This is a genomic window from Carnobacterium maltaromaticum DSM 20342 (assembly GCF_000744945.1).
Taxonomy (GTDB): Bacteria; Bacillota; Bacilli; order Lactobacillales; family Carnobacteriaceae; genus Carnobacterium; species Carnobacterium maltaromaticum.
Genome location: NZ_JQMX01000001.1, coordinates 2,034,460 through 2,054,881, shown reverse-complemented (window position 1 = coordinate 2,054,881; position 20,422 = coordinate 2,034,460). Strand labels below are relative to the sequence as shown.

Sequence of the window (20,422 nt, the reverse complement as noted above, 5' to 3'; positions counted from 1 at the left end):
AGCTGCTATGATGGTGATTATTTTAAGACTAAAAGAGTAAATAGACTATTAAAGTAGCGTAAGTAAAAGGCTTACGCTACTTTTTGTCATCAAAAAAGGAAGGCACTTAAAGCCTTCCTAAAAAATTATCTTTTTTTATTTTTTTTTCTAAATATGCTTTTTTTAGCAGGTTTTTCATCAAACTCATCATCGTCGTCGAAGTCGTCATCATCAAACTCATCGTCATCGTCGTCGAAGTCGTCATCATCAAACTCATCGTCGTCGTCGTCGAAGTCGTCATCATCAAACTCATCATCAAACTCATCATCGTCGTCGTCGAAGTCGTCATCATCAAACTCATCATCGTCGTCGTCGTCGAAGTCGTCATCATCAAACTCATCATCGTCGTCGTCGAAGTCGTCATCATCAAACTCATCATCATCGTCGTCGAAGTCGTCATCATCAAATTCATCATCGTCGTCAGAACCTAACTGTGCCATCTCCTCATCAACATTACGATGGTTTAATAGAGAAGCTAAGAACAGATAAAGACTCGCAACAACGGCAACAAAGGCTAAGCCTATGCTAACATAAGATGCTTGAGTTAAGATTGCCATCACGAAGAAAGCAATTGTTACAATACTTATCGTTAGCGAAGCCCATTTAACTAAACTAAATTGTTTTTCGGCCAACGTTGAACGTAAGTCTAGTTTATTATCAAGTTCAATCGCTTTATTTTCCAAATAAGCAATATCTTCTTGTGTTTTAGTTGCTAAAATATGTTCTTTTCTAGCTAAGTTTTCTTCGATACCCGTTTTGAACTTTTGGAACTCTTCTTTATAAACTAAGAAAGCTTCACGTTCAGTTTTTAGTTGGTAACGTTCATCAGCCATTTCATTTTCATGCTTTGCTTTTTCAAGAATAATGTCCTTTTCGGCAGCATCTTTAGCTGAAAATACATTTGCTTTTGCAATTTTTAACATGTTTTCAGCTTCATTTTTAGTATTCTCAATCAGTAATTGGGAATCACTACGTGCACTTTCTAAGGCAGTTTTAGCCTGCAATTCAGCTTTTTCCAATTTCTTCTTAGCTTCGCCATTCGCACTATTAATAATATTGCTAGCCATTTTTTTAGCATCTTCAATAGCTTTACTATTTTTTTCTTCAGTTTCAATTGTTGAATGTTCTAAATTTTGCTGTTGCAAGGCCACTTTGGCTTTGATTTCAGATAAAAGTTGTTCAGCTTCACGAGCAGCGCGATCTAATTTTTCTTCAGCAAGAGTTTCAGCATTACGGATAATTTCTTTTTCTTTTTCAGCGATATCTTTTTCTAAAACAGTTTGGCGTTCTTTATAGAATAAATCTAATTTTTCGATTTTTTCTAAATATTTGCGCTCGTACTCTTCATCTTGTTTTCTTTTTTGAGCTTCAATTTCAGCAATTTTTGCTTGCTGTTGTTTATCAAACTGAGCTTGCTTATCTTGATAAGCTTTCTCTAAGTTTGCTTCTTTCTCAGCATATTTAGCCTCAGAAAGATCTTGTTGCTCAGCGTAGATGCCTTCTAGCATTTTTAATTTTTCTTGATATTTTGTTTCAATTTCAATTCTTTTTTCTAATGAAAGATGCTCAATTTCAGCAATTTGTTCATTAAATTGTTTTTGCAGTTGTTCACGATTTTGTTCTTTTTCTTCCTTAATCGTTGCAACTTGCTCGTTGTATTGTTGCTCTAGTTTTTCTTTTAAATTGCGCTCCAAATCTTGTCTATTTTGTTGCGCTTCTTTTTCTTTTTCAAGCATTTCTTGTTCAAAATGTAATTGTTTTTCTTTAAAGTTCGTTTCAAGCTCTTGCAATCGAGCTTTGTACTCAGACTCGGCAGTTTGAGATGGGTTAGGATTTGTTTTTTGAGTGACTTGGAATGGTGTAACAGCCCGTCTAGAAATAGGTTCACGTACAGTTTTTGGTGCACGTTTAATTTCTGAAATAGGCTCAATTACACGTTCTTCAGATTTTATTTGATTAAAAACTAAATCACTTTTAAACGAATCATCATTTTTAGAAGAAATGGTTGTAGGATTTTCAGCCGAATCTTCAGATTGCAAAGCATCCATCAACGCATTTTTTTTGTCTAAAAAATTATGAAGTTTCATTGGGTATGGTTCTCCTTTTCTAATGTATTTGATTGGTATGTTGGTAAGATAAATTACTCCAAATAGTGAACAAAGATACACCCAAAATTGGCTGTATCTTCACTCGGTTTGTGCATACTAGTTTACAGGATACGATTGAAGTCCATTGTATCGTCTTGTTCTTGAGAAGCTCCTTGATTCACACCTTTGTAAAAGTCTGCAAAGTTATTTCTCATTAACTCACTATAAATTGGTTTGATGAAACCTGTGAATTGTTCATTTGAGGTAAATTGATCTTGAAATGCTTTTATTGTATAAGATAAACAGTTGTCCCATTTAGCCGATTTTGAGAAAATTAGATTTGTTTTATTACCTTTTAACAAGTCTTCAATATATGGTTGTAACAGTAAGCTTCCGCCACCAGTGAAAATGATGTGTTGTCCACGAGCATTGATATTGTAGCCGCGTACTGAAAGTTCATCCATAATTTCTTTTTTAACAAAATTTTGTACAACATGAGTAATGAAGCTAGTTGAATCTGAAAATCCTTCAATTGCTCCAATATCCGTAATTTTTCCTTCTAAAATAGCTTGATTGTAGTCAATTCCACGGAAGTTGACGTTTGGATTTTCGATTGCTCTTCTTAATTCAGCTTCAAGAGCGCGCTCTAAGAAGTTAACACCAGCAACGTCAATAGAAAAAGCATTTTTAGCATTTCCTTTATTGTCAAATTCACGGAAGTTCACATTTTGTCCGCCGATGTCTAAAACATAAAGTGAGTAGTAGTCATCAACTTCAGTCATTCTTGGTAACATTGCTTGACCTTCAGGCAACACAATCACATTCGCAAGTTGGAATGAAACTGGCTCCCCGTTTTGTACAAATTCAATGAAACCATCTTTATCGCCATAAATTAGGCGTTGGTAATCTTCTCTACGAAAATTATTTTGGAAATCCGTTGATGGATAACCCAACACTAACAAAATTTCTTCGTCAGGCTCGGTCACAAAATCAGCGATAGTTGCGTAAATACATAATTTGTGGTGTAACGTATTTTTAGTCAATTCAGTGTTATAAGTAGTATCAACACCTTCACCGACCATGTAATAGTGGCCATTTAATTCAAGACGGTATTGACGTAGCGAACTATCTTCTTCTAAAAAGCGTTCTTCAATAATTTCTTCCGTTTTGATGGGAAAGAATTGACCAATTCTAAGGTTCCGTTATTTGAAAAACAAAAACTCTTTACTTCATTTTTTCCCGGATCAACTACAACTATTTTCATATTAATCTCCCTCTTTTATTTAGATTTTATAATAAATATAATAGCATGGATTCTCTATTTTTACTATTGTAAGGAAAATTTGCCCTTATACTTAATGGTCGCATTTTAATTACTTGAAGTCAATGGGTTTATGTAGAAAAAAGCGAATTATAAGTGTTCATTTTTGCCATTATAAAGGAATAAAAAAAAACAAAGACAAAATAACAGCTTAAAAGCCTTTGTTTTTAGCATTACATATCATCTTTTTCAAATATGTCTTTTTTTTGACTAAAAATGAAAATTTTTAATTATTGTACCCAAAAGGTTTATACCGTTAATTTTTAAACGAAAAAAATTAATAATACAGAAAATTATATAAATTTACTTGTTTTTTTATTCAGGTTAAAAGAACTTTTTTGGAGAAAAATCAGCGATAAAAAATAGGAACCCAATAAGGTGCTGTAAAGCAATTTTTTAGAAGGTAAAAGGATGTATTATAAAAATAAAAATTAATAGAATTTAAAATTGAAAAATTTCTGAAAAATCAGATAGTTAATTATGGTGGTGTTAAGAATCTAGCAAACGAAAAAAAGCTGAGAACGTATTGTCTCAGCCTGATAGTTTAGTTAGTTTACATTTACATCAATTGCTTGATAAAATGCATTTGTTGTATCATAGACATTCCAGACAGCGTAAATGACATGGTAGCCAGTTCTGTCATTTGGAATTGAAACTGTGTGTTTAAGCGTTTTTGGCGGAACAGTTCCATTATCATTAACGGATCCAATTTTGTCGAAATTTTTAATATCTAGAGGTTGGCTTTGATTCCAGCCTTGTTTAGTCATATAGTAATCCCAAGTTGCAGTTTTATGATTAGCAGTAAGTGTCCAAGTTAAATCTAAATTTCCTTTAGAAATCGCTGTTTTATACCAACGAGTTGGACTTTGTTGATCTAATGGAGCAAAACCTGCCAAGCCAGCACTAGCTAGTTTACCTGGAATAAATGTGTTTTTTGGAGCTTCGATACTTTGAGGTTCCCATTGAGCTTGCCCTACATTGGTGTTTAAATTCCCACCAGCTGAACTACCTAAAAATGCTCTACTACCGGGAGAAGAAATATACCCATGAGCAAAACTTGGAGTAGCAAAAGCAGTTAACCCTCCGACTAACAAACCAACAACTAAAATAGCTTTAAAGAATCTTTTCTTCATAACGACATAACACTCCTCTTCTTTTTTTGTTTTTTATAGCGCTTACTTACGCTACGATGTAAGTGTAACATGATATAACGTTATAACGAAATGATAACTCGTGTGTTTTAAGAATATTATCAAAAAGATATTGTGAATGATTTATTATAGCACTAAAGAAGAAGCTATTAGTACGTTTTAAAAGGTCTATGGCTAGGACTTGTTTCGATATTTTTAGTTTATAGATGACTATTTATTTAGAAATGAAATAAATTAGCAACTGAATTAAATCGGATATAAATAATGTGAATCTCAAAATATTGTTAATTTTAGTCTAGTAAACAAGAAATATAAAAAGAAATGCAATAACGTATAGCTTGTTGTCATTACCGTTTCTTTATATTTTGTGAATGGACCCATTAAAATGAGTTTCTTGCTCATAAACTCTACTTAAACTTCACCAGCTGACACTAATATAGCTTGATCAGCTGTTATCTCCACACAGTTAAGGCTAGTTGGAGCAATATCTCCAGTTTTCCATAATTCAGCAAGTGGCTGATTTAATAAATAGGCAAGCATGACTTTGATTGTAATTCGATGGGAAACAATTAAGATCGTTGCACCTGGATGCTGATGGATAATCTCGTTTAAAGCGTGTACAGATCGAGTTTGCAAATCAGCAAATGTCTCACCATTTCCATTAGGCTGATAAAGATGAGGGTGATGCCAAAAATTAGTCCAACTTTCAGGGTAACGAGATTGAATGGTCGTTTTATTTTCCCCTTCCCATAGTCCCATATTGATTTCTCTTAAACCTACTTCTGCTTTGATGGGAAGATTTAATTCTGAAGTCAGAAGATCAGTTGTTTGTTGGGTTCGTGGGCTATCACTGGTGTAACAGTGAGTCAGTCCCATATCTGCTAGTCCTTTAGCTAAGTTTAACGTCTGTTGAATGCCGTGGGCAGTTAAATCTGAGTTTAAATGGCCTTGCATACGCTCATCAAGATTCCATTCAGTCTGTCCATGACGTACAAAATATAAAGTCGTAGTTGTCATTTTATAGCTCCTTTTTAAGTATTCCTTGCTTATCTAATGTACAATGAATCGCAAGCTCTGTATAATACAAATTAAAGATTGATTGATAACTTTTATTTATGAGAGGTGAACGAATGAACTTACATGGGTTGCGTCTGTTTTATGAAGTGGCTAAACAAAAAAGTGTCACACAAGCTGCCAAGAAATTAGCTATTAGTCAGCCGGCTGTTACTGCACAGATTAAAAAATTTCAGGAAGAAGAAAATGTAATGTTACTTATTCCAGATGGTCGAGGGATCCAATTGACATCAATCGGTCAAGAAGTCTACCAAGAAGCCCAAAAATTATTTGCGATTGAAAAAACAATCGAAAATCGAATACAAGCATTTACTTTGGATGAGCAATCTTTAATCAAACTTTCAGGAAATTATGTCACGATAAATTATTTGGTACCGCAATGGTTAGCTGAATTTAAAAACCAATATAAGGCTGCTGTTATTCAAGTCGACATGTTAAATACTGCAGATGCAGTTGGAAAATTAGTAAGTAACCAAGTGGATTTTGCCTTTATTGGCGAAGAAGGCGAAAAGTATGCAGAGTTTGTCGAATTGAGAAAAATTGGAATAGACGAGTTTTACTTTGTTGTTGCGCCAGAACACAAATACGCAAATAAAACTATTTCATTAGTGGAATTGGCGAAGGAATCTTTTATTGGTCGAGAAGCAGGAAGTTATACGAGGACCGAGTTAGCGAGCCTCTTTGAAGAAGCTGGGGTAGACGAGCCAATACCTACGCTTCATTATAATGGTGTTCATGAAGCCGTAACTGCGGCAGCATTAGGGTATGGGATTCATTTTTGTTCAGGACTCGTTGTTGCTAAGCAAATTAAAAATGGTGAGCTAGCACGTATTTATACTGAAGAACCAACCAAAAAAAGGGCACTCTATTTATGTACGCGTAAAAAAGATAAATTAAACGGAATGGAGCAATTATTTTTAGATTTTTTAATTGAAAAGCTCCCAAATGACTAGCTTTTCAATTCAATTTGGCAGATTAGTAAAAAAACTTATCAAAACTAAAAGAATATTTAAGTTTTTTTTGGTATACTTTAGAAGTTATGTCTAAATCTATCGATCGTATCAAGAGATTAGGAGGAAATAAATCACAATGAAACAATCTGAAGAAATACTAGGTCTTTCAGTAAATGAAGTGAAAGAGCGTCAGAATAATGGACAACAAAATGACTATCAAGAAAATGTTGCTAAATCAACTAAAATGATTATTAAAGATAATGTTTGGACCCTTTTCAACTTTTTGAATCTGGCTATTGGTGTTTGTTTGGCCGCAGTCGGAGCATTTAGTAACATGGTTTTCCTAGTTATTATTTTAGTTAATATTTTAATTGGTATTTATCAAGAAATTCACGCACGAAATTTAGTTGCTAAGTTGGCGATTATTTCAGAAAGTCGAGTAACGGTTATTCGTTCAGGAAAAAAAGTAGAAATAGCTGCTACGGAGCTAGTTATGGATGATATCGTTTTATTGGCAGCTGGTGAACAAGTTCCTTCTGATATGAAAGTTGTTCAAGGACGTGCAGAAGTAAATGAAGCTTTGTTAACTGGTGAGTCAGAATTGATTGAAAAAACTGCGTCAGATGAACTTCTTTCTGGTAGTTTTCTGTCAAGCGGGCAATGTTACGCTCAAGTCATTCATGTTGGAAAAGATAACTATGCAACACGGATTGCAGAAGAGGCCAAAGTGCATAAGCCACTCCAATCAGAATTAATGAACTCTGTTGCAAAAGTTGCTAAGTTTACTAGTTTCGTGATTATTCCATTAGGATTCGTTCTTTTCTTTGAAGCCTTTTTTATGCGTAGTGATTCGACTCAAGTTGCTGTTGTTTCATCGGCAGCTGCTTTATTAGGAATGTTACCAAAAGGTTTAGTACTCTTAATCAGTATTTCGTTAGCTACAGCCGTAACTAAATTAGCGAATAAACGTATTTTAGTGCAAGATATGTATTCTGTTGAAGTGTTAGCTCATGTAGATACACTTTGTTTAGATAAAACTGGAACGATTACAGAAGGTAAAATGAAAGTCCAAAAAGTAGAAATGTTAAATGATGTGACCGTGACAGACTTTGAAACAATTATGGGAAGTTATTTAGCAGCAAGCCAAGACAATAACATTACGATGCAAGCCATTCGTGATTATTATCAAGAAAATAACCAATATACAGCTACTGATATTTTAGCTTTTTCATCAGAACGTAAATGGGGAGCCATGTATTTAGAAAATATCGGAACTGTTGTACTAGGTGCACCAGAGCGACTTGTGAATGCAGAAAACCTGCCTACTGAGGTCTTAGGAGCACAAGAACAAGGCTACCGAGTATTAATGTTGGCAGTGGCTAAAAATCAAAAAATGGTAGATGCTATTCTTCCAGAACTAGAGCCACTAGCTGTTTTTGAAATTGATGATCCTATTCGTCCTAAAGCCAATGAAACATTAGCTTATTTAAAAGCAGAAGGTGTTGACTTAAAGGTTATCTCTGGTGATAATCCCGTGACAGTTTCAAATATCGCAAGACGTGCAGGTTTAGAAGACTATGCAAATTATATTGATTTATCAAAAGGCTTTAATGATGATGAGGTACGTGAAAGTGCTAGCCGTTACTCAGTCTTTGGACGAGTATCTCCGCAACAAAAGAAAATCTTAGTTAAAGCTTTAAAAGATGATGGACATGTAGTAGCTATGACTGGTGACGGAGTCAATGATGTATTGGCTTTACGTGAAGCCGATTGTAGTATTGCAATGGCAGAGGGAGATAGCGCGACACGTCAAATTGCAAACTTAGTCTTATTAGATTCAGATTTCACAAGTTTACCAGATGTTTTATTTGAAGGACGTCGTGTAGTTAATAATCTTACTAAAGTTGCCAGTATTTTCTTCATTAAAACTATTTATTCTTTCTTATTAGCGTTGATTTGTATTGTAACAAATCTAGCTTTCCCATTTATTCCAATTCAAATTACGTTAATCGATTTAGCCATTGAAGGATATCCATCTTTCTTCCTTTCATTTGAGGGAGATAAAACAAAAGTTCGTAAGGGCTTTTTGAAAACAGTTCTAACCAATGCGTTACCAAATGCTTTGTTAGTAATCCTAAATATTGTCGTTGTTTATTTATATAGTCAATCAGCTAATCTAAGTGCTATAGAAACGACAACAGTCATGTATTATCTATTAGTAGGAGTTAGTTTACTAGCAGTTATTCGCGCATGTATGCCGTTTAACCCATTGCGTATTTTCTTGGCGGTAACGACAACAGTAGGAGTTTATGTAGCAGCCTTTTTATTCCAATCGTTGTTGCACATTGACACATTGACAAGTAATACACTGCCTTTATTTTTAATCATGATTACAATTTCAGCAATTATTCGTATAATTGTTGAATTAGTTAAAAAACGTAAAGTAGTGCCACAATTAAATTAAAAATAAAGCACCTATTTAAGAGTTTTTTCTTAAATAGGTGCTTCTTTTAATATTAGACTCTCGTGGAAATGATTGGCGTGCTTCTTTTGGTCTATAGTTGTAATAATCGTAGCAATGTTTTCCCAATCCCTTTTCATTGGAGGATAGCTCCAAAAGTAATATTGTGAGCTAAAATCATCTACTGAAACAGAGCTGAGCAAATCAGTAATGATTAGATCATAGTGTAGAGCAGCTGTTTGATGGTTAAATTCAGCACTTGTTGTAATGGATATTTTTTCTGGAAAATGGCGTAACAATTCATTTCTTAGCAGCGACTCACTAATTCGATCATGGGAGCTAATCAAGCGAACATGGATCTCGTTACAATAACCAAGGACATCTACATAACTACTAAGTAAAATGATTGTGCTATGAATATAAAAATTAGGCTGAAGTAGGATTCTTTTAAATGGCTCTTCTTGACAAATAGTTGCTAAAGCATGTTTGGTATTTAAATAAAAGCAAGTGTGTGTCTGTTTTAGCAGGGTTGATAATTTTAAAAATTCACTGGTTTTAGAAAAGGAAGCTTGGAAATAAGTAGCATAAATCGAAATACATAAGAGTTGGTAAAATAATTTTTTATTCGTTAATAAATTTTGAGTTGGATAAATAGTAGAAAGTGAAGATAATAATTTATCAGTTAGTTGGTAAGGAATGGTGTTATTGATTGAATGCCAACTAACAATACCACAGAAATTTAAATCCGATTTATCAAGGTAAGGATAAGTACAAAAAATAAGGGATAAGTAGTCTTTTTCATTTTTTTGATAGTTGCTGGGAACTGTTTTCATTAAATTAAGTGTGATAAATTCAAAATATTCTTCTTTAAATGGATCAATAAAACTATCTCCAATCGAATGAGTAATAAAATTTTTTTGTTGAACTCTAATAAAGCTGATTGCCATCCGATAAGTCAATTTTAATTTTTCAATAGTTGAAAAGTAACTATTTTGACTGCTAATTATATTTTCAACTCGATGAGTGAGCACATGTTTTGGAACGCTCTCAAATGGCCAAAAGCCGCTGTCGCTAGTTGACCAATAGACTAAATAAAAAAATTCGCGAATCCAAACTTCATTTCCGGTTAATTGCAATGTACTAATATTTAGGTGGATACCATTTTTTCTTAATAAAATCGCAATTTTTTTAAGTTTTCGATATAAGGTACTTTTGGAGATAAATAAATGATCAGCAAGTTTTTCAGTAGTTAAATAGGTTGAGTGAAAAAGTTCTGATAATAATTTGAAATCGATTGTTTCTTCTATGTAGATGCTTTCGTATTTTGATAGAGAAGCATGTTCAGTCTTTTTGAGTAAAACACCTTTTGTTTTTTTGCTAATTAATTCAAATTCATTGCCGTGATCATAAAAGATTTGCTTGATTCGATCTATATAACGATAACAAGTATCGATAGAACATTGTAGGTAGTTTGCTAGTTGTTCAACTGTCCATAATTTTTCCTCTTGGTAAAGCAAATGGATTATTTTAAGTTCTCGTTGTTCTGAGCTACTTAATAACTCTTCCATAAATTGGTATCTCCTTTCATAATAAACGTAAAAAAATAGACTTCTTTTAATCAACTTGACTAACAGTAAGCACTAGTAGTTGAAAAGAAGTCTATTTTACCTAGTCTTTTAAATGTAAGATCGCTTTCACAGTTTCTTCCATATCTGCTGATTCAATTACTGTATCATGTAAGATTGGAGCCGTGAATAACTCTGTAACAGAAGCTGGAATTGGAACTTTTGAAATTGTATTAAGTTGTTGTACAGTACTAAAATCACTAGTTTCTGATGAAATTTCCTTAAATGCAGCCATAACATGTTGTGGAAATTTATATGGACTGGCAGTTGAAACAATTACAGTGGGTGTAGAATCTTTTTCTTGGGCTAAATATTTTTGATAAGCCACAGTAGCTACCCCAGTGTGAGTATCAATTAAATAATCGTGTTCTGAAAAAATAGCTGCAATAGTTTCTTTAACTTCATGTTCAGAAGCTTCTGCTCCATAAAATTCGCTAAGTTGCTCGCGCATGGAATCAGTAATTGTATACTCGCCAGATGTTGCCAAATCAGACATACGATTCTTGGTTTCCAGTGTTTCGTTTCCAGCAATATGATAAATTAAGCGTTCAAGATTACTTGAAATTAAAATATCCATTGATGGAGAAGTAGTCACATGGAAAGGTCTATTACGATTGTAAATTCCCGTCGTAAAGAAATCAGTTAAAACGTTATTTTCGTTAGAAGCACAAATCAATTTGTTGATAGGAACTCCAATTTGTTTAGCGTAGTAACCAGCTAAAATATTGCCAAAATTTCCAGTTGGAACAACAAAATTAATTTTATCACCAAGTTTAATTTCTTGGCGCTTAATAAGTTGAGCATATGAATACACATAATAAACAATTTGAGGTACTAAGCGACCAATATTAATTGAGTTCGCTGAAGAAAATTGATAGCCATTTTCAGCTAATTGTGCTTTCAATTCGGAATTATTAAAAATATTTTTTACATTTGTTTGAGCATCATCAAAATTCCCTTTAATTCCAACAACAAACGTGTTGTCGCCTTTTTGTGTGACCATCTGTTTTTCTTGGATTGGACTAACTCCAGATTTTGGATAAAAAACAATTATTTTAGTTCCTGGAACATCAGAAAAACCTGCCATAGCAGCTTTTCCTGTGTCGCCAGATGTTGCTGTTAAAATGACTATTTCTCGATCAACATTATTTTTTTTGGCAGCAACTGTCATAAAATATGGCAAGATAGAGAGTGCAATATCTTTAAAGGCTAAAGTTGCTCCATGAGATAATTCTAAATAATGGGTATCCCCAACTTTTTTTAAAGGCGCAATTGCAGAATCATCAAATTTAGCATCATAGGCGCCGTTAATACAGCTCATTAACTCTTCATCTGTGAAATCGGTTAGAAAAGCTTTTAAGACAATAAAAGCGACCTCTTGGTAGCTTTTAGTAGCTAAGTCTTGGAAATCAAGATTTAGTGTTGGTAGTTCAGTCGGAACATATAATCCTCCGTCAACAGCCAAGCCTTGTAGAATTGCTTGTGAGGCTGTCACCACATTTTCTGCATCTCGTGTACTTCTATAGTTTAAACTCAATTTTTTTCCCCCTGACTTTTTATAAGCAAATAACGGCATCCAGCAATTAACAATATATAGTTATCAACTAGGCAAAATTGTTTCCCCTTAACTACAAGTAATGTGCATGTAGCTTTATTCAACTACCTAATTTATTGTTAAAAGTGTGTGTTGTAGTTTAACTCAAAATAAATGATTTCCTTATATTCTAACAGACTTTGAAAGAATTTAGTATGAAAAATTAACAATGTCTTTTTAATTAGCCTGTATAACAAAATATTGTTCATATTAAATTAAAATAATTCGATTTGTATAATACCTATTGTTAACAATTTCTTTGAATTAAGATAAATAAATCTGAATAAAAATATTATCGTTATGTTATGGTGATCTTAACTTTTAAGTTTAAGCTAGGGAGGAAAGAGCATGAATAAAAGTAGTTTTCAGATGATAACAGATTTTTTTAGTCATGATCGTAAAGAGTTTATTGAGTATTATTTGCTAGCAGAGTGTCGTTTAAGAGAATCGAATCCAAATTATATTGATAATATACGCAGAACTTCGTTTTTCAATGGGAACCAGTTTTAATGAAAAGAATAGGATGCATACAAGATATTATCAATCTCTATTGGTTTTCATTCGCGAGCTTAAACTTAAGGGGATGTTAGAAGTTAGTAATGCTCAAATAATAGATTATGCGATAGATTTATTCGAGTCTGCAGCGCATCATTTTTACTATAGTACAAAGTTTTATTTGAATTGTGCCCATGATATATATTTTACTGGAGAAGAGGAAGCTTGGGAAAGTAATTAGCTCTTAATAAGTATATGTTGAAAAAGAAGAAGCACATAATACTTCTTCTTTTTGCTTTAAATTAATGGAATCCTACAATTAATCGAGCCATTATCATAAAAACTGCTAATTTTTATTTTTAGCATGTCAAATTTTTGAAAGTTATTTGTGTCAAAGTTCAATTTTTTTGAAAAAATAGTAAGTAGTGATGACTATTTTTCATAATTTTCAATACATAGCTAAAGAAAGCCTCTAAAAATTAAAAAAAAAATTAAATTAAATGTGTCGTTATTTATAATTTTAATAATAGATTACTTTGAAAGTCCAGGGTGCTAAATTTTAAGTATCTTTCGTTATTTTTCCGAAAAAAGTATCTTTAGAGAATTATTAATTTTTTTGATACAACTATAGTGGTTTAAGAGAGGATTTCAATTATACAAGTTATTAACTCTTAAAAAAAAATTCAGAGCATCCTCGTATTTCGATATCATTAATTTTATAAACTAATGAGTCGTGAAAGGTGGGGAATTAATGTCCAGTAATATTTTAGATTATTCTTTGTATGTCAGCGGGAATTTTAAAGAGCATTATGCAAAAAAACAAGTGAAAAAAAATGAAATTATCATTGATCAAAAAAATCCATTCAATACACCAGAAAATAACCTATATATTGTCATTAGTGGACAAGTATTAGTTGAAGTCAGTAATAGTTTTGGGAAAAACTGTTACTATGACTTAGTTTCCAATAATCAATTATTTGGTACAGAAAGCATCTTAGAGACGCACCCATACCCTCGAGGGATTAGTTATCAAGCTAGAGCTATGACAGACGTTGTTTACTTAGAAATCAATAGCCAGTTTTTTTTGGATCATATGTATATAAACCCTAAGCTGTATCACTATATTCTTGAGGACGTGACTAAGCGCTATTTTTCAGTGACACAAAGCTATCAACTTATGAATGAGACACCAGTCGTTAGAGTCTCTAATGCGCTACTTAACTTAGCTCGTGTTTTGGATTTGAAAGCAGATAGTTCCAAGCGAAAAAAACTTCCTCTTTATATCAATCAAACATTCATTACAAAATATATTCATTCATCTAAATCTCGTGTTTCAGAGGCTTTTTCCTACCTTGAAGAAGTTGGAACAATTGAACGCAAACCAATTACTATTATTAACGAAGAAAAATTAAATCAAGTTTTATTGGAAAAATTACACGCTTAGTGTTTATAAAGAATATGAGAAGGCAAGCGTAATTTGGTGGATAATTTTAAAGAATGAAGCAACGAAAGGGTAATTTAATCATGCAAACAGACGGAAATTGGAATGATGTATGCGTTTATGCCGTTAATTTCAGTACATTAGATGGTAGACATATTGAGAAAATACTTATTTTTCCAGAAAAATTCACAAAAGAAATTATTGAAAAAGCAGTCTTAAAAAGATTTAGACAGATAGATAAGGTTGAAAGAATTGAGGCATGGTGTGGAGCACTGTCTTTAAAATAAAGTGTAGATACAAAAGAAGTGATTGGATAGACAAGATGAGAATTTTTACTATATAGATTTATTAGAATAAAACCCAAAAAAATTAGTTAATAAATTAGCTTGGTTAATCCATTACCAACGGAATATGAAGCGCAACATATACTGTTTTTTGAGAACAGTGAGAATAACTATTGCTAAACGTGTCTATCGAGATACTTGGTGGGGGTGGGAAAATATCTCTTACAGGAGTTTTAAAATAAATCGTAGATGTGTTAAATCCATTCTCTAAAATTGTTGATATATAAATTAGGACTAAAGATAGTCAAAAGGGGTAGTGATACAATGGAAAAAAGAAAAGAAAAATCAGCAGGATGGATTCCTAAAATTTTGAAAAAAGAGGATGAGTACGACGAATATGACGACTATGACGAAGAATACGACGATGAGTATGAAGACGATTATGAAGAATTGGAAGAAAAAATAGAATTATTAACTAAAGAAAATGCAACTGTGAAAGCAAAATTAATGGATTGTGTCAAAGCATTACGAGAAATATCTAGCCAAAAAGATCAACTAGAATCACAATTAGGTCAGGAAAAAGCACTGCCACAGCATTATCAAACTTTAGAAAAAAAAGTAATTGACTACCGTAGTAAAATATTGGAAAGCAATCAAATAATCGAACAATTAAAAGTTCAGCTAGAAGAAGAGCGTACAGCGAAAAAGGCAGAAGCTCCACTACTTGAAAAACATTTAGCACAGTCAAAAGAGCAGTTATCTCAATTGACTACTTTGAATACACAATTAGAAAAAAGAGTTCAAAATTTAACAGAAGAAGTCCTTGGAACTAGTCAGGAAGTAAGTAAAAATAAAGAACTAACAGCACTAGTTACACAGTTAAAGGAAGAAAAAATGGTCAAAGAAGAAGAATATGAGATTCAAATTAAACACTTAAGAAGCGAATTAGCTGAATGGAAAACAGAATTGAGCCAAAAACAACATGAGAATGAACAATTAACAAACCAACTGTTTGATGAGCAAACAACTCATTATCGCGGAAAAGAATTTGAAAATCAATTAATACAAGCTAAAGAACGAATTCAAAAGTTGGTGTTGGAGAATGAACAATTGCGTTCCTCTATGGAAGGTTCGAAAAGCGAAATTGCTGATGTCATGATTGAAGCAAAAATCCAATCAAAACAAATGTTGGATCAAGCCCATGTAGAGGCTGCAAGAATTCATAATAAAACCAAATTAGAATTGCAACAACATAATAGAGAAGCTAAAGTTTTAGTGAATCAAGTTGATAGAATCCAAATGGAATCAGAAATTTTATTTACTCAATTAAAAGAGCGTTTAACATCAGTAACAGCAGCAGATACGACTCAACTTTAAGAAATAATAGAGCCGAAAAAAGTGCTGATTAAAGTCTATTACTTAACGTAGTGGAATTACTATGTCAAAGCTAAAAAATAAATCAATTAAAGGGTAGTATTTTAAAGCATAGCGATTCGGAGTAATAGTATTTAAAGAATTAGAATATAAGTAGAGAAACCAAAGAACGAATTATTTTCTTTGGTTTTTTTAATAAACTGCGCAAGACAAAGTATTGAAAGTAATGGCAAAGTGAGGGATAAGATGAAAAGTCAAACTATATACTATCCAAAAGAAAGTATAAAGATGGAGCGTAAATCTGCTTTTTTCGCTGTCTATAAAAATGAATCGATTGAAGAAGTTTTTTTTCGCGCATTTACTCAACTGAGTTATTTAGAAAAAAGAAACTATGAAGAAAAACATATTGAAAATATATTGAATACTCTTCCTCGTTATTCTTTAACACGTCAACTTGTGATTGAATTATCAGATATTTCGGTTGAACGTGACTCTATTAGCTGGGAAGTTTTTGGTAAAGAATTTGAGCGAGCCAACAAACAAATGCTTTTGTACCAATTTTTTCACCAAACACAAGAGGGAATAGAACACCTCGTTTTCAATTTTCTTCCAGTGTATAAAAGTAACGAAGGCTTTCCTTTACAAATAGGTATGGATAAAGCTTTAATCGATCAAAACATTACAGGAACTATGAATGAAGAGGAACGAGTAAAAAAATGGGAAGAAATAGAACAAATTCGAATTGAGGAAAGTGGTCTTCCAATTATTCTAACGTTACAGATGGAAAAAGAAATTGAAAAATTAAAAATGGTTGACGATGCAGAATATAGTGAAGAATTCCCAATCGATGTAAACGCAGAATTAATGGATCTAGAGATTACTGAAATTAAAACGAAGAAAAATAAATTGGATAAAGTATATCAAGCATTTGAGCCAAAGGCTGTCGAACTTCAGCAAAATTTATCTGAAGTTACGCAATTTATCCAACTATTACAAGAGCAGATTAAAATAGAAGAACAAGATATAACTATTCAAAAAAAGCGGATGGATGAAGCGGTTAAACAAGTGAACTATTTACGAGAACAAACACTAGCCGTGACAGAGGAGCAAGAATCAGTTAAAGAAAGACTTCAATTACTAACAAATCAAAGTGAGGAAATTGTTAAAGAAAGCCAGGAATATTATGCTGAATTAAAAAGTCATAGCCAAAGTCAATTAAATAAAGCTACAGAAGTTTTGGAAGAAATACAGGGATTAGTGCAGGCGAAAAAATCTGTCGATGGATATCGTAAAGAGTATGAACAAATTCTTAATGAAGTTCATGAAAAAGAGAAAAGTATTGAAGAACGAATTAAGCTAGTCGAAACAACAACTATTGAGAAATTTAAAGCTAAGTTATTGCTTACACGTGACGAGAAGGAGCAATTAGAAATAAGTCAACAGAAGAAAGAATTAATGATTCGCGATTTAGAAGAAAAATTAGCTCGTGCTGAAAGCTATTTATTAGAGGATATAAAAGTTGAAAAAGAAGCTAAACGTAATGGCGAGTACGTTAAAAATAGAAAAATAAAGATTGCACTAGAGGAATACGATGCATTGTATAGCAAAGTTAAGTATTTAGAACATACTTGGAGAGTGAACCAAGAGTTGGTTGTTCGAAAAGAAAAACTGACAATTACAGATAGCGAATTACGTTATGAAAAAGAAGAGATTATTCAGATTAAACAAACGGCTAAAGAGGTTGAACTATTTGTAATTATGGATGAGTGTCGTACGATTAACGAACGAGTAATTATTAGAAAATGGCCATTTATACGTCCAAAAGCAGTATTACTGACAAAAGATTATGATGCTTTAAAGGAAAAATCAACTTATTTTGATTTAATTGAACGAGAAAACCGCAGTTTAGAGCGTTGGTTTTCGGAGTCTGTTTTAAATAAAAAGCAAGTTTCACATAAAAATCTAACGAATAAAATAGAAGAATAATTTTAACTGTCTAGAAAGTTATTTACCTCGGAGTCAACCTACTGCATTTGTTTACAACTGACTAATTGTCTTTATGTGTCATTTTATTAATTTAATGGAATTTGAGTGAGATAAAAGACAAACGTTTGAACAACGACTTGATTTTTTCATAAATAGATATTAAGGGGATTTTTTATCTAAGAGGAGGAGTAAAATGCAAAAATTATTAAAAAAGCAGGATCAGTTAGCATTGGAGTTATTAGCTCTTCTGTACTTATATAATGGTGAGTCGTTGTCTATCGTTTGGTGCATGGATACTTTAGGGGAAACGAACCGCCGATTATTAGTTGCTATTATTGAAAATTTATCCAACAAAAGAAATATGAATTTCCACATTCAATATTCTAAGAAAAATGTCAAAGCTATCTTTTTTGATGAGTTTTCATTGGATGATATTTACCACGATTATTATAAGAATTCAGTTGAAATTATACTATTAGATCGGATATTTGAAGGGAAAGTAAAAAATTTAGTTGAATATTCTACGACTCATTTTTATAGTTATTCAACTTTATACCGTAAAATCCAAAAATTAAATCTTTATTTTTCTTCAGATTTTAAAATTACAGTTGGAAAGAATAAAAATATACCCGGTAAGGAACATAGTATACGTTGTTATTATGCTAGTCTTTACAACGTTCTTTACGGAAATCGAAAGATGAAATTTCAAAAAGAAATAAAAAAATCGGAAAAATATTTAAAAAGTATTCAAATAAACTCTGAGTATCTCTACTCAAAATTAACTTTTTCTGAACAAATCAGTGTCATTTATTATTTTACAATTAGTCGATTAAGAATGGAAGAGTATCCAATTAAATTAAGGCCTTCATCTTTAAAGAATAGTATGTTTGAAGAAATAGTAGACAATTTTGACTGTTTTACTGAAGGACTAGAAGTGACAAAAAAACAAAAGAAAATTGAGCGTAATTGGTTGTTGTTTTATTTCTTGACAATTATGCAATTAAATCAAAAGGACAACTTATCGGGTTATTTTAATCAAAAAATATTTGAAAGTTTATACAAAAATGAGTCGAAGCCAGCAGAGTGGTTAACCCATTTTAATCAATGCGTAGGCAGCAATTTTAGCGAATCCGAACAAACAGTAATGGAATTTCGATTGTATCAAAAAATATATCAACACGTATACTTTTCGAAAGTAGTTGAAAGTCTATATCAAAATCCAGAAAAAAGAGAAGCAAGTGGCAGGGTTAAAAGTGTGACTTATAAGGTTCAATCTTGGTATGAGAACGCACCTTTTAAAAAACAATTGATTCACCATGGGATTACGATTGATGTAATTGTCGATTTAGTATTAGAACATACAGATTTTTTGAAAAGAAGTAAAAAAATCTATATTGGTACAAAAAAAGGCCGACATTGGGATCAGTATTTGGCTAAACAATTACTTACAACTGAATTAGCTGAGCAAATTACAGTAGTTGAAAATTGGGGAAAAACAACAGATTTTGTAATAGTCGATCAGAAAATACCTGTATTACCAGCCTATAAAACGTTCATTATTTCAAAAAATCCTTCTCTTAAAGAACTGGAAAACATTCAAAAAGAGCTTCAAAAACTATTAGCGTAAATCTTAGAGGGAAGTGGAATTAGTAGAAGGGAGATAAGTTAGTGGAGTTAAAGTTACTATATTTTATTATGATTGTCATTATTATTATTGAGTTAGTCATTTTAGTAGACCTTTTAAGGCTAAGGTATCAATTTAATAACTTTAAAAAAATGACTTTGGAGAAAAAGAATGTTCGCAAAAAAGAAGTTCATTCGAAACCAAAGAGAGTCAAAGAAAAAAGTAAAGTAGAAGATTATTTTGATGAAAATGATGACTTCAGTTCGTATTTATAGAGAAAGACTGCAACTTTAAATATAGGAGGATAATCTATGAGTAAGAAAAAAGTAGTTTCAAGAAAAAAATTCCGCATTGAAAAATCAAAAACTAAAAAAAATATTTCGCCTGTTTTGATGTCTTTGTGTATTTTTTTATTGTTATTAATTATCTTACCAATTGCAACAATCATGTGGTATTCAGGAGGAACTGAAATTGATGTTGAATATGGCATAGAAAAAGATAGTGTTAGCATAGAAAAAGAAGAAAATTATGTTGACACAAGTTCAATGAATTCCAGGGATGCGATGAAAAGTCCAGCGATTTATAAAAGTCGACAGTCAAGCTCTTCAATAAATCAAGAAGATCTTGCTGCAAACGAAGCAGCCATTCCCGAGGAGGAGACTACAAAGGAAGATCAAGAAGTTCCGATAGAAACTACGCAAGATACTAATGAAATGAATCCAGTTCCCATAAAATCAGTACCGGAGTACCATACTGTGGAAGAAGGCGAGGGCTTATGGCGGATTGCTAAAAATAATAATTTGACGTTAGAAGAAATCAAAACGTTAAACAACTTAACTTCAGATGTTATACAGGTTGGTCAAATGTTACTAGTGAAAAATTAAATTATTGTACCTGATTTTCAAGTTAAGAA

At 32.2% G+C, this 20,422-nt stretch carries 16 protein-coding genes; 10 read left to right on the top strand and 6 right to left on the bottom strand.

Annotated features, from left to right (window positions below; all coding sequences use genetic code 11):
- Positions 1-125 precede the first annotated feature (125 nt).
- The 4 genes from BR77_RS19100 to BR77_RS09680 form a co-directional block, all read right to left on the bottom strand.
- A complete protein-coding gene (locus tag BR77_RS19100) occupies positions 126-2,126 on the bottom strand; it encodes a coiled-coil domain-containing protein (protein WP_155520276.1) in 2,001 nt (666 codons plus the stop codon).
- A 122-nt stretch (positions 2,127-2,248) separates the two neighbouring features.
- On the bottom strand, positions 2,249-3,280 hold the full coding sequence (locus tag BR77_RS09690; RefSeq protein ID WP_257613356.1) for a ParM/StbA family protein: 1,032 nt from the start codon (positions 3,278-3,280) through the stop codon (positions 2,249-2,251).
- Between the two features lie 715 nt (positions 3,281-3,995).
- Entirely contained in the window at positions 3,996-4,580 is a 585-nt protein-coding gene (locus BR77_RS09685) for a lytic polysaccharide monooxygenase (RefSeq protein WP_015075325.1), read from the bottom strand.
- A 429-nt stretch (positions 4,581-5,009) separates the two neighbouring features.
- The gene (locus BR77_RS09680) at positions 5,010-5,615 is read right to left on the bottom strand and encodes a histidine phosphatase family protein (RefSeq protein ID WP_015075326.1); all 606 of its coding nucleotides are present in this window, start codon (positions 5,613-5,615) and stop codon (positions 5,010-5,012) included.
- A gap of 113 nt (positions 5,616-5,728) precedes the next feature.
- Between BR77_RS09680 and BR77_RS09675 the strand changes: the two genes are divergently transcribed.
- Both BR77_RS09675 and BR77_RS09670 read left to right on the top strand, forming a co-directional pair.
- Entirely contained in the window at positions 5,729-6,625 is an 897-nt protein-coding gene (locus BR77_RS09675) for a LysR family transcriptional regulator (protein ID WP_015075327.1), read from the top strand.
- 136 nt (positions 6,626-6,761) lie between these two features.
- Complete coding sequence (locus tag BR77_RS09670) at positions 6,762-9,089, top strand: cation-translocating P-type ATPase (RefSeq protein WP_035064753.1); 2,328 nt, start codon at positions 6,762-6,764, stop codon at positions 9,087-9,089.
- Between the two features lie 29 nt (positions 9,090-9,118).
- On the opposite strand, the gene BR77_RS09665 is transcribed toward BR77_RS09670, so the two are convergent.
- Together BR77_RS09665 and thrC are read right to left on the bottom strand one after the other, a co-directional pair.
- A complete protein-coding gene (locus BR77_RS09665; protein WP_010054815.1) occupies positions 9,119-10,654 on the bottom strand; it encodes an AcpB/EbpR/MafR family transcriptional regulator in 1,536 nt (511 codons plus the stop codon).
- Between the two features lie 100 nt (positions 10,655-10,754).
- Entirely contained in the window at positions 10,755-12,248 is a 1,494-nt protein-coding gene (gene thrC / locus BR77_RS09660) for a threonine synthase (protein WP_015075329.1), read from the bottom strand.
- A gap of 405 nt (positions 12,249-12,653) precedes the next feature.
- On the opposite strand from thrC, the gene BR77_RS19095 reads away from it, so the two are divergent.
- The 8 genes from BR77_RS19095 to BR77_RS09620 all read left to right on the top strand — a co-directional run bounded on the left by BR77_RS19095 (position 12,654) and on the right by BR77_RS09620 (position 20,393).
- Complete coding sequence (locus tag BR77_RS19095) at positions 12,654-12,815, top strand: hypothetical protein (protein WP_015075330.1); 162 nt, start codon at positions 12,654-12,656, stop codon at positions 12,813-12,815.
- Positions 12,816-13,551: 736 nt separating this feature from the next.
- Positions 13,552-14,244: a Crp/Fnr family transcriptional regulator gene (locus tag BR77_RS09650; RefSeq protein WP_010054818.1), complete on the top strand. Its 693-nt coding sequence runs from the start codon at positions 13,552-13,554 to the stop codon at positions 14,242-14,244.
- Positions 14,245-14,297: 53 nt separating this feature from the next.
- Positions 14,298-14,528 carry a hypothetical protein gene (locus tag BR77_RS09645; protein ID WP_010054819.1) on the top strand — a complete coding sequence of 77 codons (231 nt, stop codon included), beginning with the start codon at positions 14,298-14,300 and terminating at the stop codon, positions 14,526-14,528.
- Positions 14,529-14,849: 321 nt separating this feature from the next.
- Positions 14,850-15,902 carry a coiled-coil domain-containing protein gene (locus tag BR77_RS09640; protein WP_035064744.1) on the top strand — a complete coding sequence of 351 codons (1,053 nt, stop codon included), beginning with the start codon at positions 14,850-14,852 and terminating at the stop codon, positions 15,900-15,902.
- A 243-nt stretch (positions 15,903-16,145) separates the two neighbouring features.
- The gene (locus tag BR77_RS09635) at positions 16,146-17,885 is read left to right on the top strand and encodes a coiled-coil domain-containing protein (RefSeq protein WP_035064741.1); all 1,740 of its coding nucleotides are present in this window, start codon (positions 16,146-16,148) and stop codon (positions 17,883-17,885) included.
- Positions 17,886-18,078: 193 nt separating this feature from the next.
- Positions 18,079-19,512: a helix-turn-helix domain-containing protein gene (locus BR77_RS09630; protein WP_015075334.1), complete on the top strand. Its 1,434-nt coding sequence runs from the start codon at positions 18,079-18,081 to the stop codon at positions 19,510-19,512.
- Between the two features lie 41 nt (positions 19,513-19,553).
- Positions 19,554-19,784: a hypothetical protein gene (locus tag BR77_RS09625; RefSeq protein WP_010054826.1), complete on the top strand. Its 231-nt coding sequence runs from the start codon at positions 19,554-19,556 to the stop codon at positions 19,782-19,784.
- Between the two features lie 36 nt (positions 19,785-19,820).
- Positions 19,821-20,393 carry a LysM peptidoglycan-binding domain-containing protein gene (locus BR77_RS09620; protein ID WP_035064738.1) on the top strand — a complete coding sequence of 191 codons (573 nt, stop codon included), beginning with the start codon at positions 19,821-19,823 and terminating at the stop codon, positions 20,391-20,393.
- Positions 20,394-20,422 lie beyond the last annotated feature (29 nt).